Source organism: Paenibacillus sp. FSL H8-0332 (assembly GCF_037963835.1).
In the GTDB taxonomy this organism is placed as follows: Bacteria; Bacillota; Bacilli; order Paenibacillales; family Paenibacillaceae; genus Paenibacillus_AQ; species Paenibacillus_AQ rhizoplanae.
Map to the genome: position 1 here is coordinate 3,646,777 of NZ_CP150145.1, position 25,364 is coordinate 3,672,140.

General features: G+C 53.2%; 28 protein-coding genes and 1 riboswitch. Of the genes, 7 read left to right on the plus strand and 21 right to left on the minus strand.

Features of this window, described 5'->3' with window-relative positions; all coding sequences use genetic code 11:
• Nucleotides 1–27: 27 nt before the first annotated feature.
• Nucleotides 28–1,380 carry a TrkH family potassium uptake protein gene (locus NST43_RS15665; protein ID WP_339225236.1) on the plus strand — a complete coding sequence of 451 codons (1,353 nt, stop codon included), beginning with the start codon at nt 28–30 and terminating at the stop codon, nt 1,378–1,380.
• A gap of 85 nt (nt 1,381–1,465) precedes the next feature.
• Here the strand turns inward: NST43_RS15665 and NST43_RS15670 are convergent, their stop codons facing one another.
• Nucleotides 1,466–1,747, minus strand: a complete 282-nt coding sequence (locus NST43_RS15670) for a hypothetical protein (RefSeq protein WP_173137010.1) — start codon at nt 1,745–1,747, stop codon at nt 1,466–1,468.
• 162 nt (nt 1,748–1,909) lie between these two features.
• Between NST43_RS15670 and NST43_RS15675 the strand changes: the two genes are divergently transcribed.
• The 3 genes from NST43_RS15675 (at nt 1,910) to NST43_RS15685 (ending at nt 4,850) form a co-directional block, all read left to right on the plus strand.
• Nucleotides 1,910–3,154, plus strand: a complete 1,245-nt coding sequence (locus NST43_RS15675) for an aminopeptidase (RefSeq protein WP_209990013.1) — start codon at nt 1,910–1,912, stop codon at nt 3,152–3,154.
• A gap of 51 nt (nt 3,155–3,205) precedes the next feature.
• Nucleotides 3,206–4,435, plus strand: a complete 1,230-nt coding sequence (locus NST43_RS15680; RefSeq protein WP_339225433.1) for an aminopeptidase — start codon at nt 3,206–3,208, stop codon at nt 4,433–4,435.
• Between the two features lie 238 nt (nt 4,436–4,673).
• Nucleotides 4,674–4,850, plus strand: coding sequence for a hypothetical protein (locus NST43_RS15685; RefSeq protein ID WP_209990267.1), 177 nt, complete (start codon nt 4,674–4,676; stop codon nt 4,848–4,850).
• Nucleotides 4,851–5,038: 188 nt separating this feature from the next.
• Here NST43_RS15685 and NST43_RS15690 read toward each other — a convergent pair whose 3' ends face one another.
• The 3 genes from NST43_RS15690 to NST43_RS15700 form a co-directional block, all read right to left on the minus strand.
• Complete coding sequence (locus tag NST43_RS15690; protein ID WP_339225237.1) at nt 5,039–5,731, minus strand: hypothetical protein; 693 nt, start codon at nt 5,729–5,731, stop codon at nt 5,039–5,041.
• An 82-nt stretch (nt 5,732–5,813) separates the two neighbouring features.
• The gene (locus tag NST43_RS15695; RefSeq protein WP_209990011.1) at nt 5,814–6,173 is read right to left on the minus strand and encodes an iron-sulfur cluster assembly accessory protein; all 360 of its coding nucleotides are present in this window, start codon (nt 6,171–6,173) and stop codon (nt 5,814–5,816) included.
• Between the two features lie 315 nt (nt 6,174–6,488).
• On the minus strand, nt 6,489–7,883 hold the full coding sequence (locus tag NST43_RS15700) for an MFS transporter (protein ID WP_339225238.1): 1,395 nt from the start codon (nt 7,881–7,883) through the stop codon (nt 6,489–6,491).
• A 168-nt stretch (nt 7,884–8,051) separates the two neighbouring features.
• Between NST43_RS15700 and NST43_RS15705 the strand changes: the two genes are divergently transcribed.
• A complete protein-coding gene (locus NST43_RS15705; protein ID WP_339225239.1) occupies nt 8,052–8,711 on the plus strand; it encodes an ArsR family transcriptional regulator in 660 nt (219 codons plus the stop codon).
• 38 nt (nt 8,712–8,749) lie between these two features.
• Here the strand turns inward: NST43_RS15705 and NST43_RS15710 are convergent, their stop codons facing one another.
• The 6 genes from NST43_RS15710 to NST43_RS15735 all read right to left on the minus strand — a co-directional run bounded on the left by NST43_RS15710 (nt 8,750) and on the right by NST43_RS15735 (nt 13,964).
• Nucleotides 8,750–9,334 carry a WHG domain-containing protein gene (locus tag NST43_RS15710; RefSeq protein ID WP_339225240.1) on the minus strand — a complete coding sequence of 195 codons (585 nt, stop codon included), beginning with the start codon at nt 9,332–9,334 and terminating at the stop codon, nt 8,750–8,752.
• Nucleotides 9,327–10,055: an MBL fold metallo-hydrolase gene (locus tag NST43_RS15715; RefSeq protein ID WP_339225241.1), complete on the minus strand. Its 729-nt coding sequence runs from the start codon at nt 10,053–10,055 to the stop codon at nt 9,327–9,329. Before NST43_RS15715 ends, NST43_RS15710 begins: the two co-directional genes overlap by 8 nt.
• A gap of 194 nt (nt 10,056–10,249) precedes the next feature.
• Nucleotides 10,250–11,026: a phosphate ABC transporter ATP-binding protein PstB gene (gene pstB, locus NST43_RS15720; protein WP_209990000.1), complete on the minus strand. Its 777-nt coding sequence runs from the start codon at nt 11,024–11,026 to the stop codon at nt 10,250–10,252.
• Between the two features lie 97 nt (nt 11,027–11,123).
• A complete protein-coding gene (gene pstA / locus NST43_RS15725) occupies nt 11,124–12,020 on the minus strand; it encodes a phosphate ABC transporter permease PstA (RefSeq protein WP_339225242.1) in 897 nt (298 codons plus the stop codon).
• A complete protein-coding gene (gene pstC / locus NST43_RS15730; protein WP_339225243.1) occupies nt 12,017–12,919 on the minus strand; it encodes a phosphate ABC transporter permease subunit PstC in 903 nt (300 codons plus the stop codon). Before pstC ends, pstA begins: the two co-directional genes overlap by 4 nt.
• A gap of 97 nt (nt 12,920–13,016) precedes the next feature.
• Nucleotides 13,017–13,964, minus strand: a complete 948-nt coding sequence (locus NST43_RS15735; protein ID WP_209989994.1) for a phosphate ABC transporter substrate-binding protein PstS family protein — start codon at nt 13,962–13,964, stop codon at nt 13,017–13,019.
• Nucleotides 13,965–14,223: 259 nt separating this feature from the next.
• Between NST43_RS15735 and NST43_RS15740 the strand changes: the two genes are divergently transcribed.
• Complete coding sequence (locus NST43_RS15740) at nt 14,224–15,141, plus strand: LysR family transcriptional regulator (protein WP_339225244.1); 918 nt, start codon at nt 14,224–14,226, stop codon at nt 15,139–15,141.
• 37 nt (nt 15,142–15,178) lie between these two features.
• On the opposite strand, the gene NST43_RS15745 is transcribed toward NST43_RS15740, so the two are convergent.
• The 9 genes from NST43_RS15745 to NST43_RS15785 all read right to left on the minus strand — a co-directional run bounded on the left by NST43_RS15745 (nt 15,179) and on the right by NST43_RS15785 (nt 22,743).
• Nucleotides 15,179–16,015: a class I SAM-dependent methyltransferase gene (locus tag NST43_RS15745; RefSeq protein ID WP_339225245.1), complete on the minus strand. Its 837-nt coding sequence runs from the start codon at nt 16,013–16,015 to the stop codon at nt 15,179–15,181.
• Nucleotides 16,016–16,088: 73 nt separating this feature from the next.
• A complete protein-coding gene (locus NST43_RS15750; protein WP_339225246.1) occupies nt 16,089–16,964 on the minus strand; it encodes a DMT family transporter in 876 nt (291 codons plus the stop codon).
• 220 nt (nt 16,965–17,184) lie between these two features.
• Complete coding sequence (locus tag NST43_RS15755) at nt 17,185–18,321, minus strand: zinc-dependent alcohol dehydrogenase (protein ID WP_339225247.1); 1,137 nt, start codon at nt 18,319–18,321, stop codon at nt 17,185–17,187.
• A gap of 91 nt (nt 18,322–18,412) precedes the next feature.
• Nucleotides 18,413–19,231, minus strand: coding sequence for a VanW family protein (locus tag NST43_RS15760; RefSeq protein WP_339225248.1), 819 nt, complete (start codon nt 19,229–19,231; stop codon nt 18,413–18,415).
• A 164-nt stretch (nt 19,232–19,395) separates the two neighbouring features.
• Nucleotides 19,396–20,118, minus strand: coding sequence for a 7-carboxy-7-deazaguanine synthase QueE (gene queE / locus NST43_RS15765; protein WP_339225434.1), 723 nt, complete (start codon nt 20,116–20,118; stop codon nt 19,396–19,398).
• A complete protein-coding gene (locus NST43_RS15770; RefSeq protein WP_209989980.1) occupies nt 20,111–20,593 on the minus strand; it encodes a 6-pyruvoyl tetrahydropterin synthase family protein in 483 nt (160 codons plus the stop codon). The genes queE and NST43_RS15770 overlap by 8 nt, the downstream gene beginning before the upstream one ends.
• A complete protein-coding gene (gene queC, locus NST43_RS15775) occupies nt 20,578–21,258 on the minus strand; it encodes a 7-cyano-7-deazaguanine synthase QueC (RefSeq protein ID WP_339225249.1) in 681 nt (226 codons plus the stop codon). The genes NST43_RS15770 and queC overlap by 16 nt, the downstream gene beginning before the upstream one ends.
• Before the next feature lie 45 nt (nt 21,259–21,303).
• The gene (gene queF / locus NST43_RS15780; RefSeq protein WP_209989975.1) at nt 21,304–21,804 is read right to left on the minus strand and encodes a preQ(1) synthase; all 501 of its coding nucleotides are present in this window, start codon (nt 21,802–21,804) and stop codon (nt 21,304–21,306) included.
• 82 nt (nt 21,805–21,886) lie between these two features.
• Nucleotides 21,887–21,930: riboswitch (PreQ1 riboswitch) on the minus strand.
• Between the two features lie 72 nt (nt 21,931–22,002).
• Nucleotides 22,003–22,743, minus strand: coding sequence for a ZIP family metal transporter (locus NST43_RS15785; RefSeq protein ID WP_339225250.1), 741 nt, complete (start codon nt 22,741–22,743; stop codon nt 22,003–22,005).
• Nucleotides 22,744–22,907: 164 nt separating this feature from the next.
• Between NST43_RS15785 and NST43_RS15790 the strand changes: the two genes are divergently transcribed.
• Nucleotides 22,908–23,243 (plus strand): hypothetical protein, encoded by a 336-nt coding sequence (locus NST43_RS15790; RefSeq protein ID WP_339225251.1) that lies wholly within the window; start codon nt 22,908–22,910, stop codon nt 23,241–23,243.
• A gap of 197 nt (nt 23,244–23,440) precedes the next feature.
• Here the strand turns inward: NST43_RS15790 and murB are convergent, their stop codons facing one another.
• Together murB and NST43_RS15800 are read right to left on the minus strand one after the other, a co-directional pair.
• Nucleotides 23,441–24,355, minus strand: coding sequence for a UDP-N-acetylmuramate dehydrogenase (gene murB / locus NST43_RS15795; RefSeq protein ID WP_339225252.1), 915 nt, complete (start codon nt 24,353–24,355; stop codon nt 23,441–23,443).
• A 191-nt stretch (nt 24,356–24,546) separates the two neighbouring features.
• Nucleotides 24,547–25,353, minus strand: coding sequence for an ABC transporter ATP-binding protein (locus NST43_RS15800; protein WP_209989963.1), 807 nt, complete (start codon nt 25,351–25,353; stop codon nt 24,547–24,549).
• Between the last annotated feature and the right edge of the window lie 11 nt (nt 25,354–25,364).

Below are 25,364 nucleotides of genomic sequence, written 5' to 3' on the forward strand. Positions count from 1 at the left end.
TCAGATCCTATCCCTATTGTCAGGAGAATGAACTTGGCTAACCTTTTCTTTGGGCATTTGAAGCTAACGCCGCCCAAAATATTATCCCTCGGCTTCGTGATCCTGATCGCTGCCGGAACCCTGCTGTTATCGCTGCCCGCTGCTTCTACCGGCGGAAGAATCTCATTCATTGATGCGCTGTTCATGGCAACCTCGGCGACCTGCGTAACCGGTCTTGCCGTTATCGACACCGGAACAGAGCTATCGACCTTCGGACAAGTTGTACTGCTGGTGCTCTTCCAGTTCGGTGGTCTCGGCTTCGTAACGATGGCTACGCTGATCACCCTGGTGCTGAACAAACGGATCTCGTTGAAGGAGCGCCTCTTGCTGCAGGAATCTATGAACCAGAATTCCATGCAGGGGATCGTGAAGCTGATCCGCCGGGTGCTTATCTATTCACTGGTGATCCAGTTGACCGGGGCCATTCTGCTGGCTGCCAGATTTATAGTAGATATGCCGATAGGCAAAGCAGCCTATTATGGATTATTCCATAGCATCTCGATCTTCAACAATGCGGGCTTCGACTTGTTCGGCGATGTTCACGGGCCCTTCAGCGGATTAACCCGGTACGTGGAAGATCCCGTTGTGAATATTACCTCCATGCTGCTGATCTTCCTTGGCGGTATCGGCTTCATCGTCTTATCCGATTTAATCGATTATCCCAAGCGCAAGCGGCTCATGCTGCACTCGAAGGTCGTGCTGGCGACTTCAGCTGTGCTGATTCTGGTCGGTGCGATTATCTTCTTCTGGCTTGAATGGAACGCTACACTGAAGCCGCTGCATGCCGGAGGCAAGATTATGGCCTCCTTCCTGCAAGCTATTACGCCGCGTTCCGGCGGCGTGACTACTATTGAGATTCCGCTGCTGCGGGAATCCACCCAATTCCTGATGATTCTGCTGATGTTCATCGGGGCGGCTCCCGGCTCCACCGGCGGCGGAATCAAGATTACCACCTTTGCCATTCTGGCCAGCACCGCTTACGCCAAGCTCCGGGGCAAAGAGGATATCGTGATGTTCCGCCACCGGATCTCGAAGGAGAATGTCTACAGGGCCATTACCATGACACTGCTCTCACTGATGCTGGTAGTCATCTCTACCATGCTCTTGTCCATAACAGAACGCGCAGATTTCCTCAGTGTATTATTCGAAGCGGTGTCCGCCTTCGGCACCTCAGGCATCACCATGGGACTGACCACAGAGCTGACCACGATCGGCAAGGTGCTGGTGATCATTCTCATGTTCGTGGGCCGGACCGGACCGCTTACCCTGGCCTATGCGCTCAAGCCGAAGAACAGCAAGGAGCTGTACCGTTACCCGGAAGGCAATATTACTATCGGCTAAGGGCCGGTAACTATTAAAAATGCGACCCTGCTCGTCCAAGGCAATCAGACGGGTCGGGGTCGCATTGTTATATCCGGAATAAGCCTTAAGCTTCCTCTTCCGGGATCTCCTGGGTATCCAGCGCTGCATCCAGCAGCTGATTGTACAGATCATCATCATTCTCCAGCAGCGCATCCACTTCCAGGAACTGCTCCTCACTCCCCGGCTCACCGGCGAAGCTCAGGCTGTAATCCCATTCGGTTCCACGGGAGCTGAAGAATGTAATCTCATACGGGGAATGGTGATTCTCTAATGTAAATACCGTTCTCCCCACAAAACTTCTATCCTCTACGCGTTTCATTTCTGCTTTGGTGATTTCCAGGTTCATTCTCTTTCCTTCCTTTCATCTGATCATACCCACGATATTCAGTATAACATTGATATGTCAGCATTTCTCTTTCCTTTTGCGCTGTAATTGACTTTTTTCATCCGGCGGTTAATAATTTAGTACAATGCTTATACAGAGCTAAAAATTATGGTAATGGAGGAAATGTCAATGACTGAAACAGAGCTTCAGGACAAGCTAAGTAAATATGCTGATTTAGCAGTACAAATCGGTGTGAATGTTCAGCCGGGACAAATCCTGGTCGTGAACGCCCCGATCACTGCGGCCGAGTTCGTCCGCCTGATAACGGCCAAGGCGTATGCCATCGGCGCCAGCCAAGTGAAGGTGAACTGGAGTGACGAGTTCATCACCCGCCAGCAGTTCGAGCATGCGTCGCCCGAAGTATTTACCAAGGCCCCAACCTGGTTTGCCGGTGAAATGACTGAGCTTGCCGAGAACGGTGCCGCCTTCCTGTCGGTCATTGCCGAGAACCCGGATGCCCTCAAAGGCATTGATCCTGAGCGGATTGCGAACTTCCAGAAGACACGGGGCGCAGCGCTTACGAAATACCGTGAATTGCAGATGTCCGACAAGGTTAGCTGGAGCATTGTAGCGATTCCTTCCCAGCCTTGGGCAGACAAAGTCTTCCCTGAGGTCCCTGCTGACCAGCGTGTAGACAAGCTGTGGGAGGCTATCTTCCATACCGTCCGTCTGGACCGTGAGGACCCTGTTGCCGCCTGGCAGGAGCATCTCGACACCCTTGAGTCGAAGGCTAATGTTCTTAACGCAAAAAAGTACGCCAGCCTGCATTACATAGCACCTGGAACTGACCTTAGCATCGAGCTGCCTGAAGGCCATTTATGGGCGCAGGGGGATAGCATCAATGCCAAAGGTCATTCTTTTGTCGCCAACATGCCAACCGAAGAAGTATTCACAGCTCCGCTGAAAACCGGTGTTAACGGTACAGTCCGCAGCACGAAGCCACTCAGCTACGGCGGGAATGTGATTGACGGCTTCTCGATCACTTTTGAACAGGGCCGGATTACCAATGTGAGCGCCGAGCAGGGTCAAGAAGCCCTCGAATATCTGATTAGCCTGGATGAAGGCGCCAAGTATCTGGGTGAAGTCGCACTTGTGCCGCATAAGTCGCCGATCTCGGAATCAGGGATTCTGTACTTCAATACTTTGTTCGACGAGAATGCCTCCAACCATCTGGCGATTGGTACTGCCTATGCCTTCTGTCTGGAAGGCGGCAAAGAAATGAACCAGGATGAACTGACCGCCCGCGGCCTCAACAACAGTGTGACCCACGTTGACTTCATGATCGGCTCCGCCGAGATGGATATCTACGGAATTACCGCTGACGGTACGCGCGAGCCGGTCTTCCAGAAGGGCAACTGGGCCTTCTAAAACCCTTATATGCTATTGCATTTCATTAGATAATGAATGGAGCTGAAGCTATTGCTGGATTTCAACCAAAAGCTGGAGAACTACGCACTGCTCGCTGTAAAGATCGGCGTTAATATTCAACCCGGCCAGACCCTTGTCGTGAATGCGGATATCGTATCGGCTGAGCTGGTCCGCCTGATTGTACGCCAGGCCTATGAAGCAGGTGCGAAGCTCGTCAAAGTTAACTATTCCGATGAATTCGTCACCCGTACCCGTTATGATCTCGCACCGTCCGAGAGCTTCCTGGAGCCGCCGAAGTGGCAGGCCGATGAGCTGGAGGATCTGGCACGGGGCGGCGCGGCGTTCCTGACGATCATCTCCGCGAATCCGGACTTGCTGAACGGTGTAGAGGCAAGCCGGATTGCAGACCATCAGAAGACCGCCGGTCAAGCTATGGCTCCTTACCGCGAGATGCTGATGGCTAACCAGGTCAGCTGGACCGGCCTCGCCTTCCCATCCGCCTCTTGGGCCGCGAAGGTGTTCCCGGACGCTGCACCTGAGCAGCAGATTGACCTGCTCTGGGACGCCATCTTCAAGGCTGTGCGTGCAGACCAGGAGAATCCGGTGCAGGCCTGGAGTGTCCATCTGGCCGGCCTGAAGCAGCGCTGTGAGCTGCTGAACGCGAAGAAATACCGCAAGCTGCACTACACGGCTCCGGGCACTGATCTGACGATCGAATTGCCTGAAGGCCATCTCTGGTGTCAGGCCGGTGCGGTGAACAGCCGCGGAATGTCCTTCCTGGCCAACATTCCGACCGAGGAAGTGTTCACCGCTCCGCTGAAGACCGGTGCGAACGGCATGGTCCGCAGCACGAAGCCGCTCAGCTATGGCGGCAACATCATCGACCGATTCAGTCTGACCCTGGAGAATGGTAAGGTTACTGACTTTACTGCTGAAGTGGGCCAGGAAGCCTTGGCTTCTCTACTGGCCATGGATGAAGGTGCCGCCTACTTCGGTGAAGTGGCGCTTGTGCCTTTCCACTCTCCGATCTCGGAGAGCGGCATTCTCTACTACACCACCCTGTATGACGAGAATGCTTCCTGCCATCTGGCACTTGGCGCTTCCTACGCCTTTACCCTGCAGGACGGCATTAACATGACCAAGGAACAACTGGTGGACAAGGGCATGAACCAAAGTCTCACCCATGTTGACTTCATGATGGGCTCCCCGGAGATGAACATCGACGGAATTGCCGATGACGGCTCCACCGATCCGATTTTCCGTAATGGAGACTGGGCTTAAGCTTAATCTTTGTACTATGAATCAGACCCCGCTATTTCCTCTTGAGGAATGGCGGGGTCTTTGTGTTGAACTGAGGTAAAAGCAAGACAAATAGCCCAAATGTGAACATTCAGTCAAAGAATTTTCACAATATTGTTGAAATTAGTTCACAAATATGTCACAATACAATTATAGATAGTGTTTACAGTGCCAAAAGAGGAATGTTTTAGTCCATGAATAATCTAAGGAGGGAATTCTGATGAAAGAATCTTTCACTCATGACAACACAGATTCTACGGAAACAGAACGTCTGGAAGTCCAGGCTCCCAAAGACTTAAGTATCGTTGCCTCCGACGCCATCAAGTACACCGCCTACATCATGCTGCTGTTCGGATTCCTGTACTTCCTGGTTGCCTACCTTGGCCCTATGCTGTAAGGCTGCTTCAATATACACAAGATACGCAGGACAATCACATATTCGTAAGCGCTTACGGCCGGTCTGCTCCTGCGGGAATGAGATTAGCCGTTTTTATTTGTCCCCCTGGCAAAATGCCAAAAGCGGCAGCCCTCTTCAGCTAGAGGACTACCGTTTTTTAAAAGGACGGCAAAGCCGTTTATGCTTACTTATTTCCAGCCCAGCGCCTTGTTGATCCAGGTAACCGCCTCAGGCGCCCACGCTGCTTCCATACCTGAACGCAGCCAGGCTATCGCCTCATCTCTCGATCCCTCAAAGGGCGGAATGCCCGCTTCCTGCATCCAGTGCTCCGAGGTTTCAAAAGAGGTGCTGTTCCAGCCATTCGGCTCTCCATCTGCATTCACCCGCTGCTTCACACCGGAGATTACGATATCCAGAGACCCTTGCAGCTCTGTTACCGCATTGTCAAAAGCCGTCTTCTTCTCCTTGGCCTTCATATCCGCCATAGAGCGCAGCTGGCGTGTCTCAATTCCCTCGTTCGCCCGGATAATCTCCAGCAGAGTCAGCGCTTCTCTCGTGGCCAAGCCGCTCTGATACCGCTCTTCCAGAGACTGCTGAGGCCCGGCCGCTGCCAAGTAAGCCGGAAGCCACTCGCGGGATACGAGCACGGCTTTTTTCTTGATGAATTTTCCGTAGCCGGCTAAGCCTTCTCCGGGAAATCTGACCCGCCAGCGCCAGGGGTCGTGTTCTGTATCGGTATGCCAATTCTCCGCCAGCGTCAGCCCGTTCACGGACGGATGCTCCGGGATCAGAGGGGCCAGCGGCACAATCCCCAGCCTGGCAACTACCTCAGCCATCTCTTCAAAGGTGGTTACATTCTCTTGCTTACCTGCTTCGCCCACGTCATTCAGCCTCCTAAATCAATCTGGCTTGTACACCAAATTAAGCTTATCACTATAGACGGGAAAATTCACTTCCCGCAGGTTAATCACATTTTTTAACTTCCCCCCGATAGTTAGCCATCCGAAAACTGGCCCCGCATCCACATGAGGCTTTGGCATTAGGGTTATTCATGGTGAATCCGCCTATCATTCCGCTTTGTTCATAGTCAATTTCAAGACCATCAATATATGAAATACTCTTCGTGTGAACTAATATACGGAATTTATCTTTATTGAATACCATATCCTCCTCCGTTTGCTGCTCATCCAAGACAAGGGTATAAGATAATCCGCTGCATCCCCCTTCTTCAACGCCTACTCTAAGAAAAGAGTGCCGGGTATCCGCGTTTAACAAGATTTCGGCGATTTTCTCTGCTGCGATCTCACTGACCTCAATGTTCATCTTCATTCCTCCTATACAAGCTTAATTTAGTTTTGGGTACCCCAGTCCATTAAACAAGGTATGAACGTAGCGAGAGCCGCTCCTTTTGGTGTAAGTTCATACATGGTTTTTGTAGGGCGCTGCGGACTGGTTCTCTTGACCAGATTATGATGTTGAAGCTCCTTTAGACGCTGGGAAAGGATTCTTTGCGTAATGGAAGGGATACTCCGGGTCATTTCACTAAATTTCTTCGGACCGTAAGAAAGAGTGAATAAGATATGGATCGTCCATTTAGACCCGATGATGTCAAAGGCTATAAGAAGTTTCTCCGTATCCTCAGTGGACAATGACCGGTACACCCTCTTTCTTAGGATCAGCATTTCCGATGGATTGCTGCGAGATCCTAGTGCTGGCAATGATACTTATGACGATCAACAAGAGATGGAAGCCCATGGCTACAATTAAGCCGGATTGCAGTGACATTCCAGCAGCCTGACAAACGACAAGGATGGAACCCCCAATCCCGATAACTACACCGGGTGTAAAAGAATCCGCAAATTGCAGATTTGCCGAGGTTTGGCCCGCGCCGCCTTCCCCGGCTTGGGAAAAGGCTACAACACCGCTAACCGGATGCGCCAATCCAATGCCGACCCCGGCGATGATCTGACCCATAACTGCAACGGCAACAGACACAACCGGTATCCAAAAGACGATGGCAAGCAGAAATACCCCCAGAATAATTCTCATATGACGTCCACGGCCCTGATCTGCCGCATCCCAACGTCCTTGCACATACGCAATGATACACCAGCTTAACGCAGCACTCGCTACAATTAAACCAGCCTGAGAAGGTGTAATTCCCTTCACATCAATTAGAGCCAATACCAGGAAATTCTGTGTGCTGGCATAGGCCGCGAAGAACAACCCGCGTGTTGCCAGAATCGCCGGCATCCCTCTTCGCAGCGTAAGCGTTCCCTTCGGCAGCAATTGACGGAGCGGGATTATCATACCTACGAGGCCAATCATGACGAACACAAATCCAATCATACTCGGAAGCATACTTAGACCAACCAGGAAAAGGCCAGTACCCATCGTTAAGAGTAACGCCATCCAAGTGGATGAAGATCCGCTAGCCTCTCCCGTCTGCTGCACTTTCAATTTCCTGAACGCAGGTAAACTAAGCACTGCTGAAACAAACAGCACAGGTAAGATCCCCCAGAAAACAAACCGCCAGGACCACTGATCTGCTATAAGACCTGCCACATATGGACCGAGCATGGACGGAAGAACATAGGCTGTACCAAATGCTCCAAGTATCTTGGCACGTAACTCATCCGGGTAACTTAAGGATATGGCTGTATACACACAAGTCATCATAGCTCCGGCACCCAAACCTTGCAGGGCCCGTGATCCAATCATGATATACATATCGCCTGCGGTTGCGGCAGCGACCAGTCCTGCGATAAACAACAGAAGCGCATATGTGAATGGTGCAGCAGGTCCTCTTTTATCTATAATTCGACCGACGACCAGCGTTCCGATAATCTGTGCAAGCAGATACGTACTGAATATCCAGCCGAACAAGCTAAGACCGTTCAAGTCTCCGGCAATCGAAGGAGCAATGGTGGTTACGGATAGACCTTCGAATCCAACGGCCATCACCGACAAGATAATTCCTATGGATAGTGCAAAATAACGCGGGCTGAAAATACTTTGATGATTAGACGACATGAATGGTGACCTCCAAGAAAGTTTGGTATGTATACATCGTATCCGGATACTTAGTAAACATTTTTGTTTATAATGTCTAAGCTACAGTCCGCCTTTGACTTTGTCAACATTTTTATTTAAAATGTAGGGAGTGATGTAGCTTCAATAGCTGCAAAAAGGAGGTGCACCATGAGCCGGAATGAAATCAAAAAAGATGTATCCACCAGTACCCGAAGAGCGATCATTAATCTGTTAAAGGAACGCGGGGGCATGGATGTTGTGGCACTCTCCTCTCAATTTTCGCTGTCTGGAATGGCTATTCGCCAACATTTGAATGCGCTGAAGGAAGAAGGATTGGTTACAAATGTGGAAGAGGCGCGTCCCATGGGCCGGCCCGCCAAGCTATGGATATTAACGCCCGCGGCTAATCGTTTTTTCCCAACCGGATATTCGGATTTATCCATCAGTCTCATTCAGTCGATGAAGGAAGCTTTTGGTAACGAAGGGCTGGACAAGCTGCTGGATGTTCGAAATAAAAAGATGCAGGCCCAATATCTCGAGCATCTTGGTGCGGCATCGGAGGTTAGAGAGAAATTAGAGAAACTGGCCGAGATTCGAACGAATGAAGGTTATATGGCCGAGGTTAAGGAGCAGGAGGATGGAAGTCTCTTATTCATCGAGAAACATTGCCCGATCTGTGAAGCGGCGGCTGTATGTACCGGGTTATGCAAGAATGAGTTGCATTTATTTAAAACAGTTCTAGGCGATGATGTTCATATTGAACGGGGGGAGTACCTTTTAAAGGGAGGCAGAAACTGCAGCTACACCGTTAGGCCAAATCAGCCGTAACAAAAAGAGCAACCTCACTTGGAGATTGCTCTTTTTTGTCATTTCAGGCTTGCTGCGTCTGATCCCATACAGCCGATTCCGGCAATATAGGTGTTAATCAGCCGGGTAAGAGTGACATTCAGGTCCAGCGGCATTGCAAATCCGCCTTGATGCTCCAGAGTGGACAATCCGTGCAGGATACTTCTTAGTCCACGGACGGCATGAAGATTGCCTTCCTCGTCCAAGCCGAACGCGGATATCATTTGGAGGATGAGCGACAGGATCTTTGCACTCGCCGCCTCCAGAGCTGTGTCCCCCTGCTCGGGTGCTTTTAACGTCGTCTGGTACAGCCCCGGGTGTGTCCTGGTGAATCCGAGGTAGGCCTGACTCATGGCATGTACCGCTGCTTCTCCGCTGAGCCCCTCCGTTGCCTGTGATATGATCTCATACAGCTGCTCCAGGCCATATACCGCCATCAGTGTACGCAGCCCCGCAAGTCCGTTAATGTGATTATAGAGTGACGGGGAACGGACACCCAGCTTCGCGGCAAGTGCAGCCAGCGTCACTTCTTCCACTCCGTATTCATCCGCCAGCTCTGCGGCAGCCAGCACCAGCGTGTGCGTGTCCAGACCTGCTCTAGCCATGTATCCTCTCTCCTCCCTTTACTTGCCCTTCAGCCTCCGCAGCCGCCCGCTTCATCGCCTCTACCGGAGCTATAAGCAGATCACCATGTCCTACCGCCAGTACAGTTGGGGCAAGATCAATCAGCCTGTAGGCACTGACCAGGGCCTGTTCGGGGCTCCAAGTTGCCATGGCCGGAAAAGGAAACCAGGCAACCTTCTTGCCGGACACCGCCATGGCCCGGAAGGTCTGGAACGCATCACCGACGATCAGCGCTCCACTGCGCCGGTCCTGAAAAGACATCGATCCCGGCGTATGCCCGGGAGTGCTGAACGCTGTCAGCGAGCCGATACTATCGCCGTCATGCAGCAGAATGTCGGGCCGGGTGACTATTTTGGCGGGTACACTGCCCTTAATAGGAGTCCGCAGCTCATCGGCTCTGAGCGAGCGGTCACCAGCCAACAATGCAGCATCCCGCTCCGAGATATAGACCTTAGCCTCCGGCACCTGCTTCTTCAAAGCATCAAGTGCCCCGACATGATCCATGTGGCCATGGGTCAGGATGATGCGGGTCAGCGGCTTACCGAGCTTGGCGGCCTGACTCAGAATGCCTTGCAGACTGTAGGACATTCCCGCGTCTATAAGTGTAAGCTCCTGTTCTTCTTCGATCAAATAGCAATTCACTGGAAAAATACGCGGCAGCCACGTCAGCTGATGCAAATGGCCTTCTCTTGTTACTCTCATTGTAACTTCCTCCTCAAAACTAATCTAATTAGTTAAAATATAAACTAAGATGGTTAGTTTTGCAAGAGTTAATTAAAAATACCCGCTCCACCTAGGCAAAAATCAAAAACACCACCCGCAATGGATGGTGTCTGAACGACCCGTGTTATCAGTTTTATCGATTTTGTCTATACCCGTCTGTACCTGTCTCCCGATCAGCCAAACCGGCCCATAATGTACTCCTGCGTCATCTGGTTCTCGGGGTTCGTGAAGACCTTCTCGGTCTTGTCGTATTCCACAAGGGAGCCGAGATAGAAGTAGGCGGTGTAGTCCGAGATCCGCGCGGCCTGCTGCATGTTGTGGGTGACAATCACGATGCGCAGCTGCTCCTTGAGCTCTTTGATCAGCTCTTCCACCTTGCCGGTCGATACCGGGTCAAGTGCCGAAGCCGGCTCATCGAGCAGCAGGATCTGCGGGTTGACCGACAGCGCCCGGGCGATACACAGACGCTGCTGCTGTCCACCGGAGAGCGCCAGAGCGGAATCCTTCAAGCGGTCTTTGACCTCGTCCCACAAGGCTGCGCGGCGCAGGCTGCTCTCCACGATTTCATCCAGCGCCTGCTTGCCCTTGATGCCATGATATTTCGGGCCGAAGGCGATATTGTCGTAGATCGATTTATAGAACGGGTTGGGCTTCTGCCAGACCATGCCGATTTTTTGCCGCAGCTTGATTACATCTGTGCCTGTAGCATTGATATCCACACCGTCAATCCAGATGCTGCCTTTGGTTGTAGAGCCGGAAATATCGTCATTCATCCGGTTGAGCGACCGCAGGAAGGTAGATTTCCCGCAGCCCGACGGGCCGATCAGCGCGGTTACCGTATTCTGGGCAAAAGGAAGACTAATCCCCTTCACCGCCTCATACGTGCCATAATAAATACTCAGATCCTCCGTTTGAAATGATTCGCGCACCACTGGTTCCGCTATTCCCATCTCTTACTCCTCCTAAAAGTTATGATAGCATACTCGCTTCTGACTCTTCTGCGCAAAACTCGCTTCGGAAGCCTATGCCCTCTTGTATCTAACAAGCCTAGCTCATTCTCTTGGATGCAGTAAGCTTGCGGTAGATGAATCTGCCGAAGAAACGGGCAGCCAGATTGAAGATCAATACGGTCAGCACCAGGACGGCTGAAGCCCCTGCTGCGATCTGCAGCGCATCCGGCGCCAGGCCTTCACTGTTGACCTTCCAGATATGCACCGCCAGCGTCTCCGCCGGACGGAACGGGTTAAGCGGTGAGGAAGGACTCAGCGGATTCCAGTTGCTGAAGTCCAGGCGCGGGCTGCTCATTCCTGCGGTGAACATCAGCGCGGCCGCTTCACCGAACACGCGGCCGGCCGACAGGATCGTGCCGGTGATAATAGTCGGCAAGGCTACCGGGAGCAATACCGAGGTAACGATCTTCCACTTGGATAATCCGAGCGCGAAGCCTGCCTCCTTCTGCTGCTTAGGCACCGTGCGGAAGGCTTGCTCCGTAATACGCACCATCAGCGGAAGGTTGAAGAAGGTTAACGCGAGCGCACCCGAGATCAGAGAGAACCCGAGATTGAAGGTGTTGACGATCAGCAAGAGACCGAACAGACCCACGATAATCGACGGGAAGGAAGACAATACCTCCACGACCAGACGGATGAAGTTGGTCAGCTTGCCGGGACGGGCATACTCCGCCATGAAGATTCCGGCACCCAGCCCCAGCGGCACGGTGATGATCAAGGTCAGCACCAGCAGGAACAAGGAGTTGAATAGCTGCGGCCCGACGCCTCCGCCTGCGCGGATCTTTTGCGGCGCCGAGGTCAGGAAGTCCCAGCTAATATGACTCATGCCGCGGATCAGGATATACCCGAGTAAGCTAACCAGGATGGCTACAATCAGCAAGGCCAAGGTTACTATAACGGCAGTGGCTACTTTGTCAGCAGTTCTAGGCTTCAAATTCTATTTCTCCTTTCGAGCATTCTCACCAGCAGGACGAATACAAAGGTCATCAGCATCAGCACGAGCGCCATACTCCACAGCGCATTGTTCTGCGGTGAACCCATCGTTGTATTCCCCATACCCAGCGTGATGACACTGGTAAGTGTTGACGCGGACTCGAACAGGGAGTGCGGCACGAACGGCGCGTTACCGATAACCATCTGCACGGCAAGGGCCTCGCCGAAGGCGCGGGCCATACCAAGCACTACACCCGTCATAATCGCCGGGAAGGTTGTCGGGAGAATGACCCGGGAGATCGTCTGCCAGCGTGTGGCACCGAGCGCAAAGGATGATTCTTTCAAGTTTTGCGGCAATGAAGCAAGCGCGTCTGCAGCCACGCTGGTAATCGTCGGCAGAATCATGACCGACAGCACTAGCGCGCCTGCAGCCACCCCGATGCCCTGTCCGGGCAGCGTATCCCGCAGAAATGGAACAATGACGCTTAAGCCTACGAAGCCGTAGACAACGGATGGAATACCTGACAGCAGCTCGATGACCGGCTGCAGCAGTTTTTTACCCCAGCCCGGCACAATCTCTGTCATGAAGAGCGCCGCGCAGATGCTGAGCGGACTTGCGATAAGTGCAGCCAGCAGGGTGACCAGGAAGGAACCCGAGATGAACGGGAAGGCTCCATAGGATGGCGTGTCTGCTTCAGGCGACCACTTCGTGCCGAACAGGAATTCAGAGACCTTGACCTCACCGCTCACGAAGTTGGCAACGCCTTTGGAGGCTACGAAATAGACCATGGATACAATGATGACAATGAGCAGCAGCACGCAAAAGGACATATAAATACGTCCGATTAAATTTTCTATATGATGTTTTTCCAGCCGCTTGTTAGTTGGTTGTCCCCTCAAGATGCTCCCTCTTTCTAAAGTGAAAAGAGAGGCAGAAGATATCCGCCTCTAATCACATTAAAGTTTAAATCCAATCCTCACTGTGAACCGGTGAAGCTTATTTAGGTGTTACTGTACCGGCAACATCACGGGATACCTGCATTTTGGAAGCCGGGATGTAGCCAAGCTCGACCACGTCGCCAGTCTGTACTTCATCCGTCAGGAAGTAATCCAGGAACGCTTTTACAGTCTCATTAGGTTCACCGTTAGTGTACATGTGCTCGTAAGCCCAAACCGGATATTTACCGGCCACTACGTTGTCAACAGAAGGCTCAACGCCGTCATAACTTAGAGTTTTTACGGAATCATCGAGGTAGGACAGCGCCAGGTAACCGATCGCTCCCGGTGTTTCACCGATCATTTTCTTAACTGTACCGGAGGAATCCTCCTGGATCGAACCCTTCAGATCCTCGGTTTTGGTGCCAAGAGCGAAGCTCTCAAAGGTAGCACGGGTACCTGAGCTTGCCGGACGGTTGATGATCTGGATGGCCTGGTCTGCACCGCCGACCTCTTTCCAGTTCATGATTTTACCTGTGAAAATGTCCACCAGCTGTTGCTTGGTCAAGCTGTCTACGCCTGCCTTCGGGTTGCTTACTGCCGCAATCGCTACAACTGCCACCTGGTGATCTACCAGCTCAGCCGCCTTCGCTGCATCCTTCAGCTTCTCTTCCGCGAATACGTCCGAGTTCCCGATATCGACTTGCTTCTCAGAGACCTGAGTCAAGCCCGTTCCGCTGCCGCCGCCTTGAACCTGAATGTCCACGCCTGCATTCGCATCCATGAATTTCTCAGCTACCTGCTCTACGAGCGGCTGAAGTGCTGTGGAGCCTGACGCCAGGACCGAACCGCTTAGCTTCGCACCGCTGCTGGTTTCTGTGTTTGTAGCAGCCGGTGTATTCCCTCCGTTATTGGTTGTTGCCTTATTTCCCCCGTTGTTGCCGCATGCTGAAAGTGCCAGTACGCTTGTAAGAGTCAAAGCCATGATCCACGATTTTTTGAATTGCATTGTTTTTTTTCCTCCTAAAGGTTTTGTGAGTGTCTGCTGCGTTCCTTCTGCTTCGTACAAAACTCACTTGGGAAGCATTATTGTGTGTCTATCAGCTTCTCTTCTGACTCTTCTTATTCTAGGACCCGTTCGTTAGATAAAAGTACTGAGTTTGTAAACCGAAGGATAAAAGTTATAATATAAATTGAATAATTAAATAGATAATATCTATATCGAAACAACAATAGGGGTCTTTTTGCCCCATCCCGGAGGAATCTTCATGAACCTTGTAAAGCTGCAAATCTTAGTTCTCATCGAAAAATATAAAAAAGTTACGGATGTAGCCGCAGAGATGAACCTTAAGCAGCCTACTGTCTCCTTCCATATGAAAAGTCTGGAGAGTGAGCTTGGCGCTTCCCTCTTCCAATACCGGAGCGGCCGCGTCCTGCTGACGGATGCCGGACGCGCTTTGTATCAATATGCGGTCCGCATTGTCTCGCTAAGCGCGGAGGCGGAGCGGACGGTCAAGCAGTTCACCTCGCTCGCCTCGGGGAATCTGGAGCTTACCGCCAGCGATATCCCTGCCAGTTATCTTGTGCCCAAACTGCTGTCCCAATTCACACAGCATTATGACGGGATCGATGTCTATTTGTCCGTGCTGCCGGATGACGCCGTCCGGGAACGTCTGCGCAGCCGGGAAATCCAGCTCGCCGTGCTGCACAGTACAGAGGGCCAGGATGATACCTTCCATACGCAGGTGATTGCTGAAGAGGAGACCGTACTGGTCTTTGCGCCGGAGCATCCCTTTGCCGGGGAGCAGGAGCTGACAGTTGAAGCTGTAGCACGCGAGCCTTGGGTCCAGCATGAAGCCGCCTCCTTCCTGCGCGGAATCTCCGACCAGTGGGCACAGCTTAATAACGTAAGAGTATGGAATCATGCGGTGCTGGGCTCGCCGGAGGCAGTCAAGGGGATGCTCTACACAGGCAGAATGGTGGGAGTGTTCTCCCGCTCCGGGATTGAGACTGAAGTAGCGGCGGGCCGTCTGGCCTACGCCAGGCTACCGGGAATGCTTCCGGATAACGGGTCTTTTGTGCTGGCTTGGCGCAAGGATTATACACTGTCTCCGCTCCAGCAGGCTTTTGCCGGGATGGCAGCGGGTTCTATAACAAAAAACGGTATCCCCGGAGCGCCTGTATGACTGCGCTAACGGGGATACCGTGTGGTGGTGAAGCTTATTATCTTTTGACAGCAACCAGGGTGAAGGTCTTGGGAATTCCCTTATCGTACACATCCGACGACAGGTTAGGCTCCTCCACCAGCTCCTTAATCACCAGTCCGCTGGCTGCAGCAGCGGTAACCAGCTCGCCCAGCGTCCAGCGCCGCCAGTAGACGACATTCGGCTTGTCCGACTCCGCAGCTGCTCCTGAGGACGGCATGTATTTGGAATAGGACACCTGCTTCTCTTCAAGCGCCGTATCGAAATAATCCCCGCTCACCTTATGCTTGCGTACCTTGGCCGTTGAGCCCTTGGAGGAGATCAGCTTGGTCGTTACCGGATGGAAATCCCGCAGCACGAACGTCCCGCCCGTTGCCAGCAAGCGGTATGCGGTAGCCATGAACGGAGCCAAATCCGTAAAATAATGAACAATCCCCATTTCAGCAAAAACCGTATCATAAGAGCCGTTAAGGTGCGCTTCCGGCAACTCCAGGACATCCGAAACGATATAGTCAAGCTGCACCCCGGCCGCCTGCGCGAGTTCACCGGCATAGCAGGCATTGGCCTCCGAGAAATCTGCGACAGTCACCTCAGCCCCCAGCAGCCCTAGTGCCACCGCCTTCATGCCGTTAGAGCCCATCAGATTCATGATCCTCCGGCCCTTCACTTCACCGAGATAGGTATTCAGCGGATACAGCTTCCCCGCAGGGTCCCTGAGCAGCTTCTCCGCAGCCTCCGCAGGGGTTCCGAACCGGCTGGTCCAGGCCGCATAGGTATCCTCATTCCACAGCTCCTCACTGGTAGGTGCCGCCTCCTTATGGAGGCCAGCCGGTTCATTCTGATTAGGTTCATTCATTGCTTTCGTTACCCCTTTATCTATGTTCTATAAAATGTAATCAAGTTTGCCTCACAGGTCTGTCCGCGTATAGCTACGAAGCGTTCGGCAGAGACTGCCGGAGCTTCAGCGCTTTCCTGCGCCCGGCATACAGATAGACGCCAAGCCCGGCCATGACAAGTACGCCGCCCGCCCACTGCAGGCCGCTAAGCTGCTCACCCAGCAGCAGGAACGCTAGAATGCTCGCGCCGACAGGCTCTCCCAGGATATTCATCGAGACGGTAGTCGCTGACGTATATTGCAGCAGCCAGTTGAACAGGATATGGCCGAAGACGGTCGGCACCACCGCCAGCAGGACGAAGATTCCCCATTCCCGGGCCGGATAATCGAAGAACGGGGTGCCGGTCACGAGATTGTAGACAGCAAATACGGCGGCCGCCGCGATAAATACAATCAGGCTGTACAGATAGGACGGCATACGCGCCACCAGCTTTTGTCCAAGCAGCATATGTGCGGCTACCGCTACGGTTCCGCCAACCGACAGCATGTCGCCCTTCAGATTCTCAGCAGACAAGCCAATGTCTCCCCAGCCGATAAAAGTAACGCCGAAGATGGCAATCGCCATCCCCAGAATGGCAGAGATCGAGTTACGCTCTTTATACAGTATGTACGCACCGAGCATAATGAATAACGGCTCCAGCGCCATTATCATCGTCGAGCTGGCCACCGAGGTATAATTCAGCGAACCCATCCAGAGCAGAAAATGCAAGGCAAGCATGACACCGGACACTCCCAGCAGCAGCCAGTCCTTCCGCCGCAGCTGAAAGAGTGCCCCGCTATAGGGACGGGCGAACGGCAGCATCAGCAGCGAGGTGAACAGCAGACGGTACATCCCTTGGACCGATACGGGCGCGGAGGACCATTTAATAAAGATGGAAGAAAACGAGATGGCCACAATTCCGATTACCATCAAGAGAGGAACGGGAACGGGCGGTTTATGGGTACGCATGACAGAACGCCCTTTCATGGGATGTAAGACTCATTATGTTAATTTAACGTAAATCGGCGAAAAATGCAGCATTTTTTCACAATAATTATTCTATACCGAACGCATAAACAAAGGCACGGAATCCGCGGATAACGGGTCCCATGCCTTATAGAAGCTCAACTGATAGAGGCTACTCCTACTGTTACGGCTTAAGCACTACCTTGATACAGTCCTCTTCCTTCTCCTGAAACACCCTATAGCCATGCTCTGCGCGGCTGATCGGCAGCCGGTGGGTGATGATATCTGTGGGATCGAACTTCTTCTCCTTAATCATCTTGTAGAGCTCAGGCATATAATGAATCACGGGAGCCTGTCCCATCTTCAACGTGATATTGCGTTCGAACAGATGGCCCAATGGGAACATATTGTAATTCAGACCATAGACGCCGATTAACTGGATGGTGCCGAACTTGCGGACCACCTCGGAGGCGATACGGAAAGCCCCCAGTGAGCCGCCCTGCAGCATCAAGGCTGTCTCCACCTTCTCCACAACCGTCTTCTTGGCATCCAGTCCCACGCAGTCGATCACCACATCAGCTCCGCCGCGTGTAATCTCCTTAAGGTTCAGCTCTACATCCTTGGTCTGCTCAAAATTCACCGTCTCCACGTAATTTGTCAGCTTCGCATGCTGGAGCCGGTAATCGACATAGTCCACCGCGATGACACGGGATGCCCCTTTCATCCAGGCAAACTTCTGTGTCAGCAGACCTACCGGGCCACAGCCAAGCACAATGACGGTATCACCGGGCTTCACTCCGGCATTCTCGACACCCCACCAGGCAGTCGGGACAATATCCGAGAGGAACAACAGCTGCTCGTCTTCCATCTCCGCGTCCTCCGGGACGACAAACGGCCCGAAGTTGCCGTAAGGCACCCGCAGCAGCTCCGCCTGCCCTCCGGCGAATCCGCCGTATGAATCCGAATAGCCCAGGTAGCCGCCGGTATCCTTCGCTTCATTCGCATGGTCACATTGGCTCTCCATCTCATGCTGGCAGAAGAAGCATTGCCCGCATGCTACATTGAACGGGACAATGACCCGGTCGCCCTTCTTGACCCTGGTAACCTCCGGGCCCACCTCTTCCACAATCCCCATAGGCTCATGTCCGATAATGTAGTCATCATGCATTCCCGGTATTTCCCCGTTATAGATATGCAGATCCGATCCGCAAATAGCGGTTGTGGTTATGCGGACGAGGATGTCATCCTTCTTCTCCAGCCGCGCATCGGCGACCTCCTTGACCTCTACCTTCTTCTTGCCTTGATAGGTTACTGCCTTCATAAGTGTCGGTCACTCCTTCGGAAGTAAGATTATGGACATAGCAAGCTGATCGGAACAGCCTTACTATGGTATAACCCCAAATCCTGCGGATTTATCCGTGCAGCAGCGGAGAATACATCATCAGCGCATGATTCTCTGCCACCGCTTCGTCACCAGCCAGCTCTCCGCTATGTGTCAGCACTCTGCGCCGGATCGCGTTGCGCCGGATATACCCGCCCCACGGCTCCAGACTGATACGGTGGCCGTCTTCATAGACCTCATAATGGTAGAGCTGCTGTCCTTCACAGCGCCATTCTCCGTGCAGATGGGTCTCATCCAGATGCAGCTTAAGCTGATAAGCAACTTGTGTATCATTGCGAAGCTGGAGATCCAGATAATTATAAGCACAGGTCGCCCCGCTGCCAAAAGGCTGAGTCCGCTGCTCATCGGGAAAGACATCATAGCTGTGCCGGTGCCGTTCGGTAACCGTCAGCGGCGTATGCAGCGTCATCCAGTAGATGAGATTGGACAATTGGCAGAGCCCGCCGCCTGTGCCGGAACGGAACCCGCCATAATGGAGCACCATTCCGTCCAGGTAGCCCTTTCTCCTTGTAGGTTTGCCGATCCTGCGCCAATAGGAGAAGCTCTCGCCCGGTTGAATGACAAGCCCGTCCAGCTTCGCCACCGCCAGCCTCAGGTTCACGATTTTGTTGTGCTGAAGCTGCATATCCACATTGCGCAATTTGCGCAGCAGCGGTGTAGCATGGCTGGACGCTTCATACGGCAGAGCTTCACTGCGCTGTTCTGTAGCTAGGCGTCCGCTGGCTGTGATCCATTTCCAGTATCTTTTCCAGGTAAAATACCGCTTCCCTGCATACAACCTCAGCTTAGAACGCCGGATAGGCTTCATGTTGTTGATCGCCGAATTCATGGAATGATTGCCTCCCTTTCCCACATCATTGTTCAATTATATTACAACTGAATCTGCCGGAAGCTACAATTCTGTCCCATTTCTGAGTACGGAAAAAGACCGGACTCCCCTGTAACGGAAGCCCGGCCATCAGTAACTCTATTCAGATTCTGCCGGCAGCAAGGCTATTTCCCCCGCTTATTATGCCAGATCAGGGCATGCAGCTGCGGCAGCACGCGTGCGCGGTTCATCTGCGGATCGGCAATGACCTGCCCGAACAGCCATTCCAGCCGCTCCAGCAGACGGCCTGAGATGTCGCCTTCCTCGGTGACGTTATCGTTGCCCGGCTGCAGGAACAGCGGGACCTCAGGGTACCTGAAATGTACCTTGCGGGCATACTCATAGTCCTCCTGGTTAAAAACAACCACCTTCAGGCTGTGCGCAGCCTTGCCGTTACCAGCGACTTTATGCATAATCTCATCCAGCTTATCCCAGTCCGTCTGCATCCCGGAGCTGGGCGGCTTGGGGCTGATCGTCAGCACATCCACTTCATGGAACCAATCCTGCCACCGGCTGCCCTGCGTCTCAATCGCCGCCTGGATGCCGCGTTCGTGGAGGAGGGAGATGAATTCTCCCATCGCCTCCCCGATCAATGCCGGGTTCCCCCCGGAGATGGTGACACAATTGAAGTTATCCCCGGCCAGCTCCAGCAGCCCGTCGAGAATTTCCTGCGGCGCAAGCATCGTCACTTTATCCTTGGCCGAGCCGTCCCAGGTGAAGGCGGAATCGCACCAGCCGCAGCGGTAGTCGCAGCCGTAGGTGCGGACGAACATCGTTTTGACGCCAATGACCGCCCCTTCCCCCTGAATCGTCGGACCGAACATTTCAATAACAGGGATTCTACTCATCATCGCAGCCTCCGTACAGCCGGTAAGCCGGTCCCTCCTCGGGTATATCTGCTGCCAGCACTTCAGCCCAGGAGGTAGGGGTCTCCCATAGCTTGACCGAATACACCGGCAACGCCGCCCGTTTCAGCTCATAGGCAATGTAGGCAGACAGATTCTCTGCTGTAGTGCGGAAGGAGAGCAGCGCGACTTTGGAGCTTGTCGCCATCAGCGTCTCCAGCACAGGCTCATTGCCCATCGCCAGAAAAGCATGATCCAGCCGCCCAACCACCGCCTCCTGCACAGCCGCCTTAATATCGCTGAAATCGATGACGAACCCTTCATCCGATTGCCCTTCCAGCGCGGACGGCACGCCCTTCAGCACTACCTCAAGCTTGTAGGTATGCCCATGCAGATTGCTGCATTTCCCCTTGTGCCCGATAAGCTGATGGGCAGCATCGAAGGTGAATATTTTGCAGACGGCTACTTCGCCCCGCATGATAGTCCCTCCTCCTGACACTCTGCCTCATATTGCTCCAGACCCCTCTGGCGCAGAAGACATGCCGGACAGGTGCCGCAGCCGCTGCCGATGATGCCGTTATAGCAGGTCAAAGTCTGCTCCCGGATATAATCGAACTGGCCAAGTTCGTCCGCCAGCTTCCAGGTTTGCTTCTTGTCCAGCCACATCAGCGGGGTATGAATGACGAACTCCACATCCATGGACAGATTAAGCGTGACATTCAGCGACTTCACGAACACATCGCGGCAGTCCGGGTACCCGCTGAAGTCCGTCTGGCAGACCCCGGTGATAATGTTGGAGTAGCCGAGCTGCTTGGCCAGAATGGCCGCGAAGGATAAGAACAGCAGATTACGTCCATCCACGAACGTGCTGGGCAGCTCCTCTCCCTCACCTGCGGTAATCTCAATATCATCCCGGGTCAAGGCGTTCGGAGCAAGCTGGTTCAGCAGCGCGAGGTCCAGAATATGCTGCTTCACGCCGAACCTCGCGGCAATCGCCTTGGCGACTTCAATCTCGGCCGCATGGCGCTGATTATAATTGAACGTGACCACCTGAACCTCCTGGAATTCCTGCAATGCCCATGCCAGGCAGGTCGTGCTGTCTTGGCCGCCGCTGAAGACGACTAATGCTTTTCTATTTACCATACTGATCTCTCCTCCTGATTGCTCTGCGAAGCTGGTTCCTGCGGATTAACGGTTGTCCACTTTCTCGGGATACAGATCATGATTCATCAGCCGGTGCTCGGCCATCGCCTCATATTTGGTTCCCGGACGCCCCCAGTTGCAGTAAGGATCAATGGAAATGCCGCCGCGCGGCGTGAATTTGCCCCACACCTCGATATAACGCGGCTCCATCAGCGAGATCAGATCATTCATAATAATGTTGACACAGTCCTCATGGAAATCCCCATGATTGCGGAAGCTGAACAGATAGAGCTTCAGTGACTTCGATTCCACCATCCGGATATCAGGAATGTACGAGATATACATCACCCCGAAATCCGGCTGACCGGTAACAGGACACAGGCTGGTGAACTCGGGACAGTTGAATTTGACAAAATAATCACGGCCGGGATGCTTGTTATCGAACGCCTCCAGAATCCCCGGATCATAGCCGAACTTGTACTGCGTGCCTTGGTTGCCCAGCAGGGTAACCTCCTGCATTTCCGCTTGTATTCTACCTTCTGACATGACAAAAAACCCCTCTCTTTTCCCTAGGCCCCTGGCCTGAACTGGAAAGAAGAACGAGATTTCGAAAACCTGGCTCTACTAAGATAGCTTAGTTTTTTATAGAGGGAGTTCGCGAACCTCTCCTGCGCGCGGCGCAGATTCCTTCTTTATCTTGGTGCGTCTTGAACTATACCATGATTGCAGCGGGCTTGACAACCCTCACAGCTGATCCAGAATCAGCGAGCACAGCAGTCCCATCGCAGCGATGAACCCCGTGAGCGGCCCGCCTTCTTCGTAGGCTTCGGGCATCATGCTGGAGGACACCATGGCAATAATTCCTCCCCCGGCAAAAGAGGCAATCAGCGCTTCCGTATACCCGCTTGCGTGATCCATGAACGCATACCCCGCCCCTGAGGCGAGGGTGGAGACCGCCAGTACGCCGAGCCACAGCAGCATGATCTTGCCTTTGCCATAGCCGTCCTGCTTCAGTCCAGCCGTGCTGGACAAGCCTTCGGGAATGTTGCTGATGAAGATGGCAATGACCAGCAGCACGCTAACGCCCTGACCCGCAATGAGACTTGCGCCGATCATGATCGATTCAGGAATCGCATCCAGTACCGTTCCGGCAAAAATAGCCAGCCCTCCGCCCTTGGCGTCACTCTTCCCTGAAGACGCTCTGGCTGAGCGCTTGCGTCCGGCTCCCCCTTTACGCGAGATCAGCCAGTCGAACACTGTGAACACCAGTGCTCCAGCGGTGAACCCGATAATCGTCGGGGCCAGGCCGCCGTCACTGGCAGAATCCTCTAACAATTCATACGCCGCTGCGCCGATCAGCACACCGGTCCCGAATGCCATGATGAAGCCCATCAGCTTGTTCGGAATACGCAGGAATAAGGCCAAGAGAGCGCCAATCAAGACCGCCGAGCCGGAGACTGCGCCCCATAATAATGCGTTCCCCATTCGATTCACCTTCTTGTAGGATATTGGCATCAATACAATGCATAAGAATAGTTTACACACGAATGATGAAAGGCAAACACCCTGCATATTTCACGGATTCATTTGCATTGAAAGGGGTAACTTAGAATTAACAATCTCTATTAACCGAAGGATGGGATCATACTATGGAAGCAAATGTACAGAAGCTTATCAAGTGGCTGGAAGCCCGCAAGGATACAACACTGGTCATCGAAAAGCAGGAGCTGGAGGATCTGGACACCGTCCATTTCAAGCTGGAGACCGTTGACTACCGGAACGCTGAGGATGTCATTGATGATTATCTGGACAGTGCGGTCATTCTGCGCGGTACAGGCAGTACCCTGAATGCGGATGGAGAGCTGGTGCCCCTGCCGCAGCCGGGATATGAGCTGGCAGTGAGCGGACTACAGCTTCATGAAGTGTCCGAAGCCAAGGTGGATCTGCAGACGAGCCGGGCGAAATATTCGCTGGCCGTAAGCTGATCATCCGGCGGCTCCAGCCGTAAGAATCTAAAGAGGGTGCAGTGATAAGCCAACATTCCGGCTTAGAGCTGCACCCTTTTTCCAAATATAAGAATTTTATGTTTTTCACGCTATAAATTATCCTTCTATTTCTCGCCGAAACGGCACCGTCCTTTAAAAGGACGGCAAAGTCGTTTCCACTTGGCAAAAACTATCGCCTATAATTCTTCCCCGATAATCTCCACTTCCGTCTCCAGCTCCACATTGAACTTATGCTTCACCGCTGTGCGTACATGCTGGATCAATCCGATATAATCACTGGCCGTCGCATTGTCGGCGTTGATAATGAAGCCCGCATGCTTGCGTGAGACCTCTGCGCCTCCGATGCGCGTACCCTGGAGTCCGCTCTCCTGAATAAGCTGGCCCGCGAACCGGCCCGGCGGCCGCTTAAATACACTGCCGCAGGACGGATACTCCAGCGGCTGCTTCGATTCCCGCAGATAGGTTAACTCATCCATGGACGCCTTAATCGCGGCAGGATCGCCTGGCAGAAGCTTGAATCTCGCCTCCAGTACAATATATTGTCCGCTGGCGAAGATGCTGCTGCGGTATCCCCATTCCAGCTGATCGCTGTGCAGGGTGAGGAGCTGCCCGTTCTGATCGATCACGAGCGCACTGTGCAGCACATCCTTCACTTCCCCGCCGTAGGCTCCGGCGTTCATGTACAGTGCCCCGCCTACCGTGCCGGGGATGCCGCAGGCGAATTCCAGACCGGTGAGCTCCTGCTCCAGCGCATAGCCCGAGACATCGATAATCTTCGCCCCGCACTGCGCATAGAGCAGGCCGCCACGGATGCCCATCCCGGACAGATCCGAGGTCTGGAGCACGATGCCGCGGATGCCTCCGTCCCGGATAATAACATTGGAGCCGTTACCGAGAATCGTAAGCGGGATCTGATGATCATGGGCATAGGCAGAGATGCTCTGGATTTCTTCATATGTAACAGGGGCCGCCAGGACATCTGCATCGCCGCCCATGCGGGTATAGACCAGATTCTTAAGGCTCTCGCGGCGCTTCAGCGAGCCTGCTGTAACTAGCGGCTGCAAATCCTCATATATGTTGTCAATATTCATCCTTCATACTCCTAACTCTATGAACAAGATAATGGTGATGCTCATCGCCGGGCAATCACGGCTTCAGCAACCACAACTTTATCAACGAACAGGCTCCCTTGTCAATGACAGGAGCCTGTTAAGTAGCTGCATACTGCATTATTATGTTTCAAATTTCCCAATTATACCCTATTCGCCAGCCGCTCCTCCTCCTACAGCCCGGCTACTTTGTACGCAGCCAGCTCATAAGGCAGACAGAGCGGCACACCTGTACGCGGATCAGGAACAATATCCGCCTCAATGCCAAATACCTCGCGCAGCACCGCCGGTGTCATTACCTCATTCGGAGCGCCTTCGCTGATCACATTGCCGGATTTGATCGCTACCATATGCTGCGCGTAACGGGAGGCATGGTTCAAATCATGGACCACCATAATAATCGTCCGGCCTTCCTGCTCATTCAGCTTCTGCAGCAGCTGAAGCACCTCCAGCTGATGGGCCATATCCAGGAAGGTCGTTGGTTCATCAAGGAACAGGATCTCCGTCTGCTGTGCCAGCGCCATAGCAATCCAGGCCCGCTGCCGTTGTCCGCCGGAGAGCCGGTCAATCGGCCGGTCATGGAATTCATTCATGCCGGTCAGGGCAATTGCTTCGGCAATAATGCTGCGGTCTTCAGGCGTCAGACTGCCGAAGCCCTTCTGATGCGGATATCGGCCATACCCCACCAGCTCGGATACCGTCAAGCCGTCCGGCGCGGTAGGATTCTGTGGTAGAATCGCCAATTGCCGGGCCACCTCTTTGGTGGACAGATTGTGAATCGACTTCCCGTCCAGCATGACATTCCCGCTCTTCGGCTTCATGATCCGGGCCATCGTCTTCAGAATCGTGGACTTCCCCGATCCGTTCGCCCCGACGAGCGCCGTAATCTTCCCTGTCGGAAGCGACAGATTCAGCCCCTTCACAATCATAGTCTCCGCATATCCGATGCTCAGCTGCTCTGTATTTAAACGTTCCGACATGATACACACTC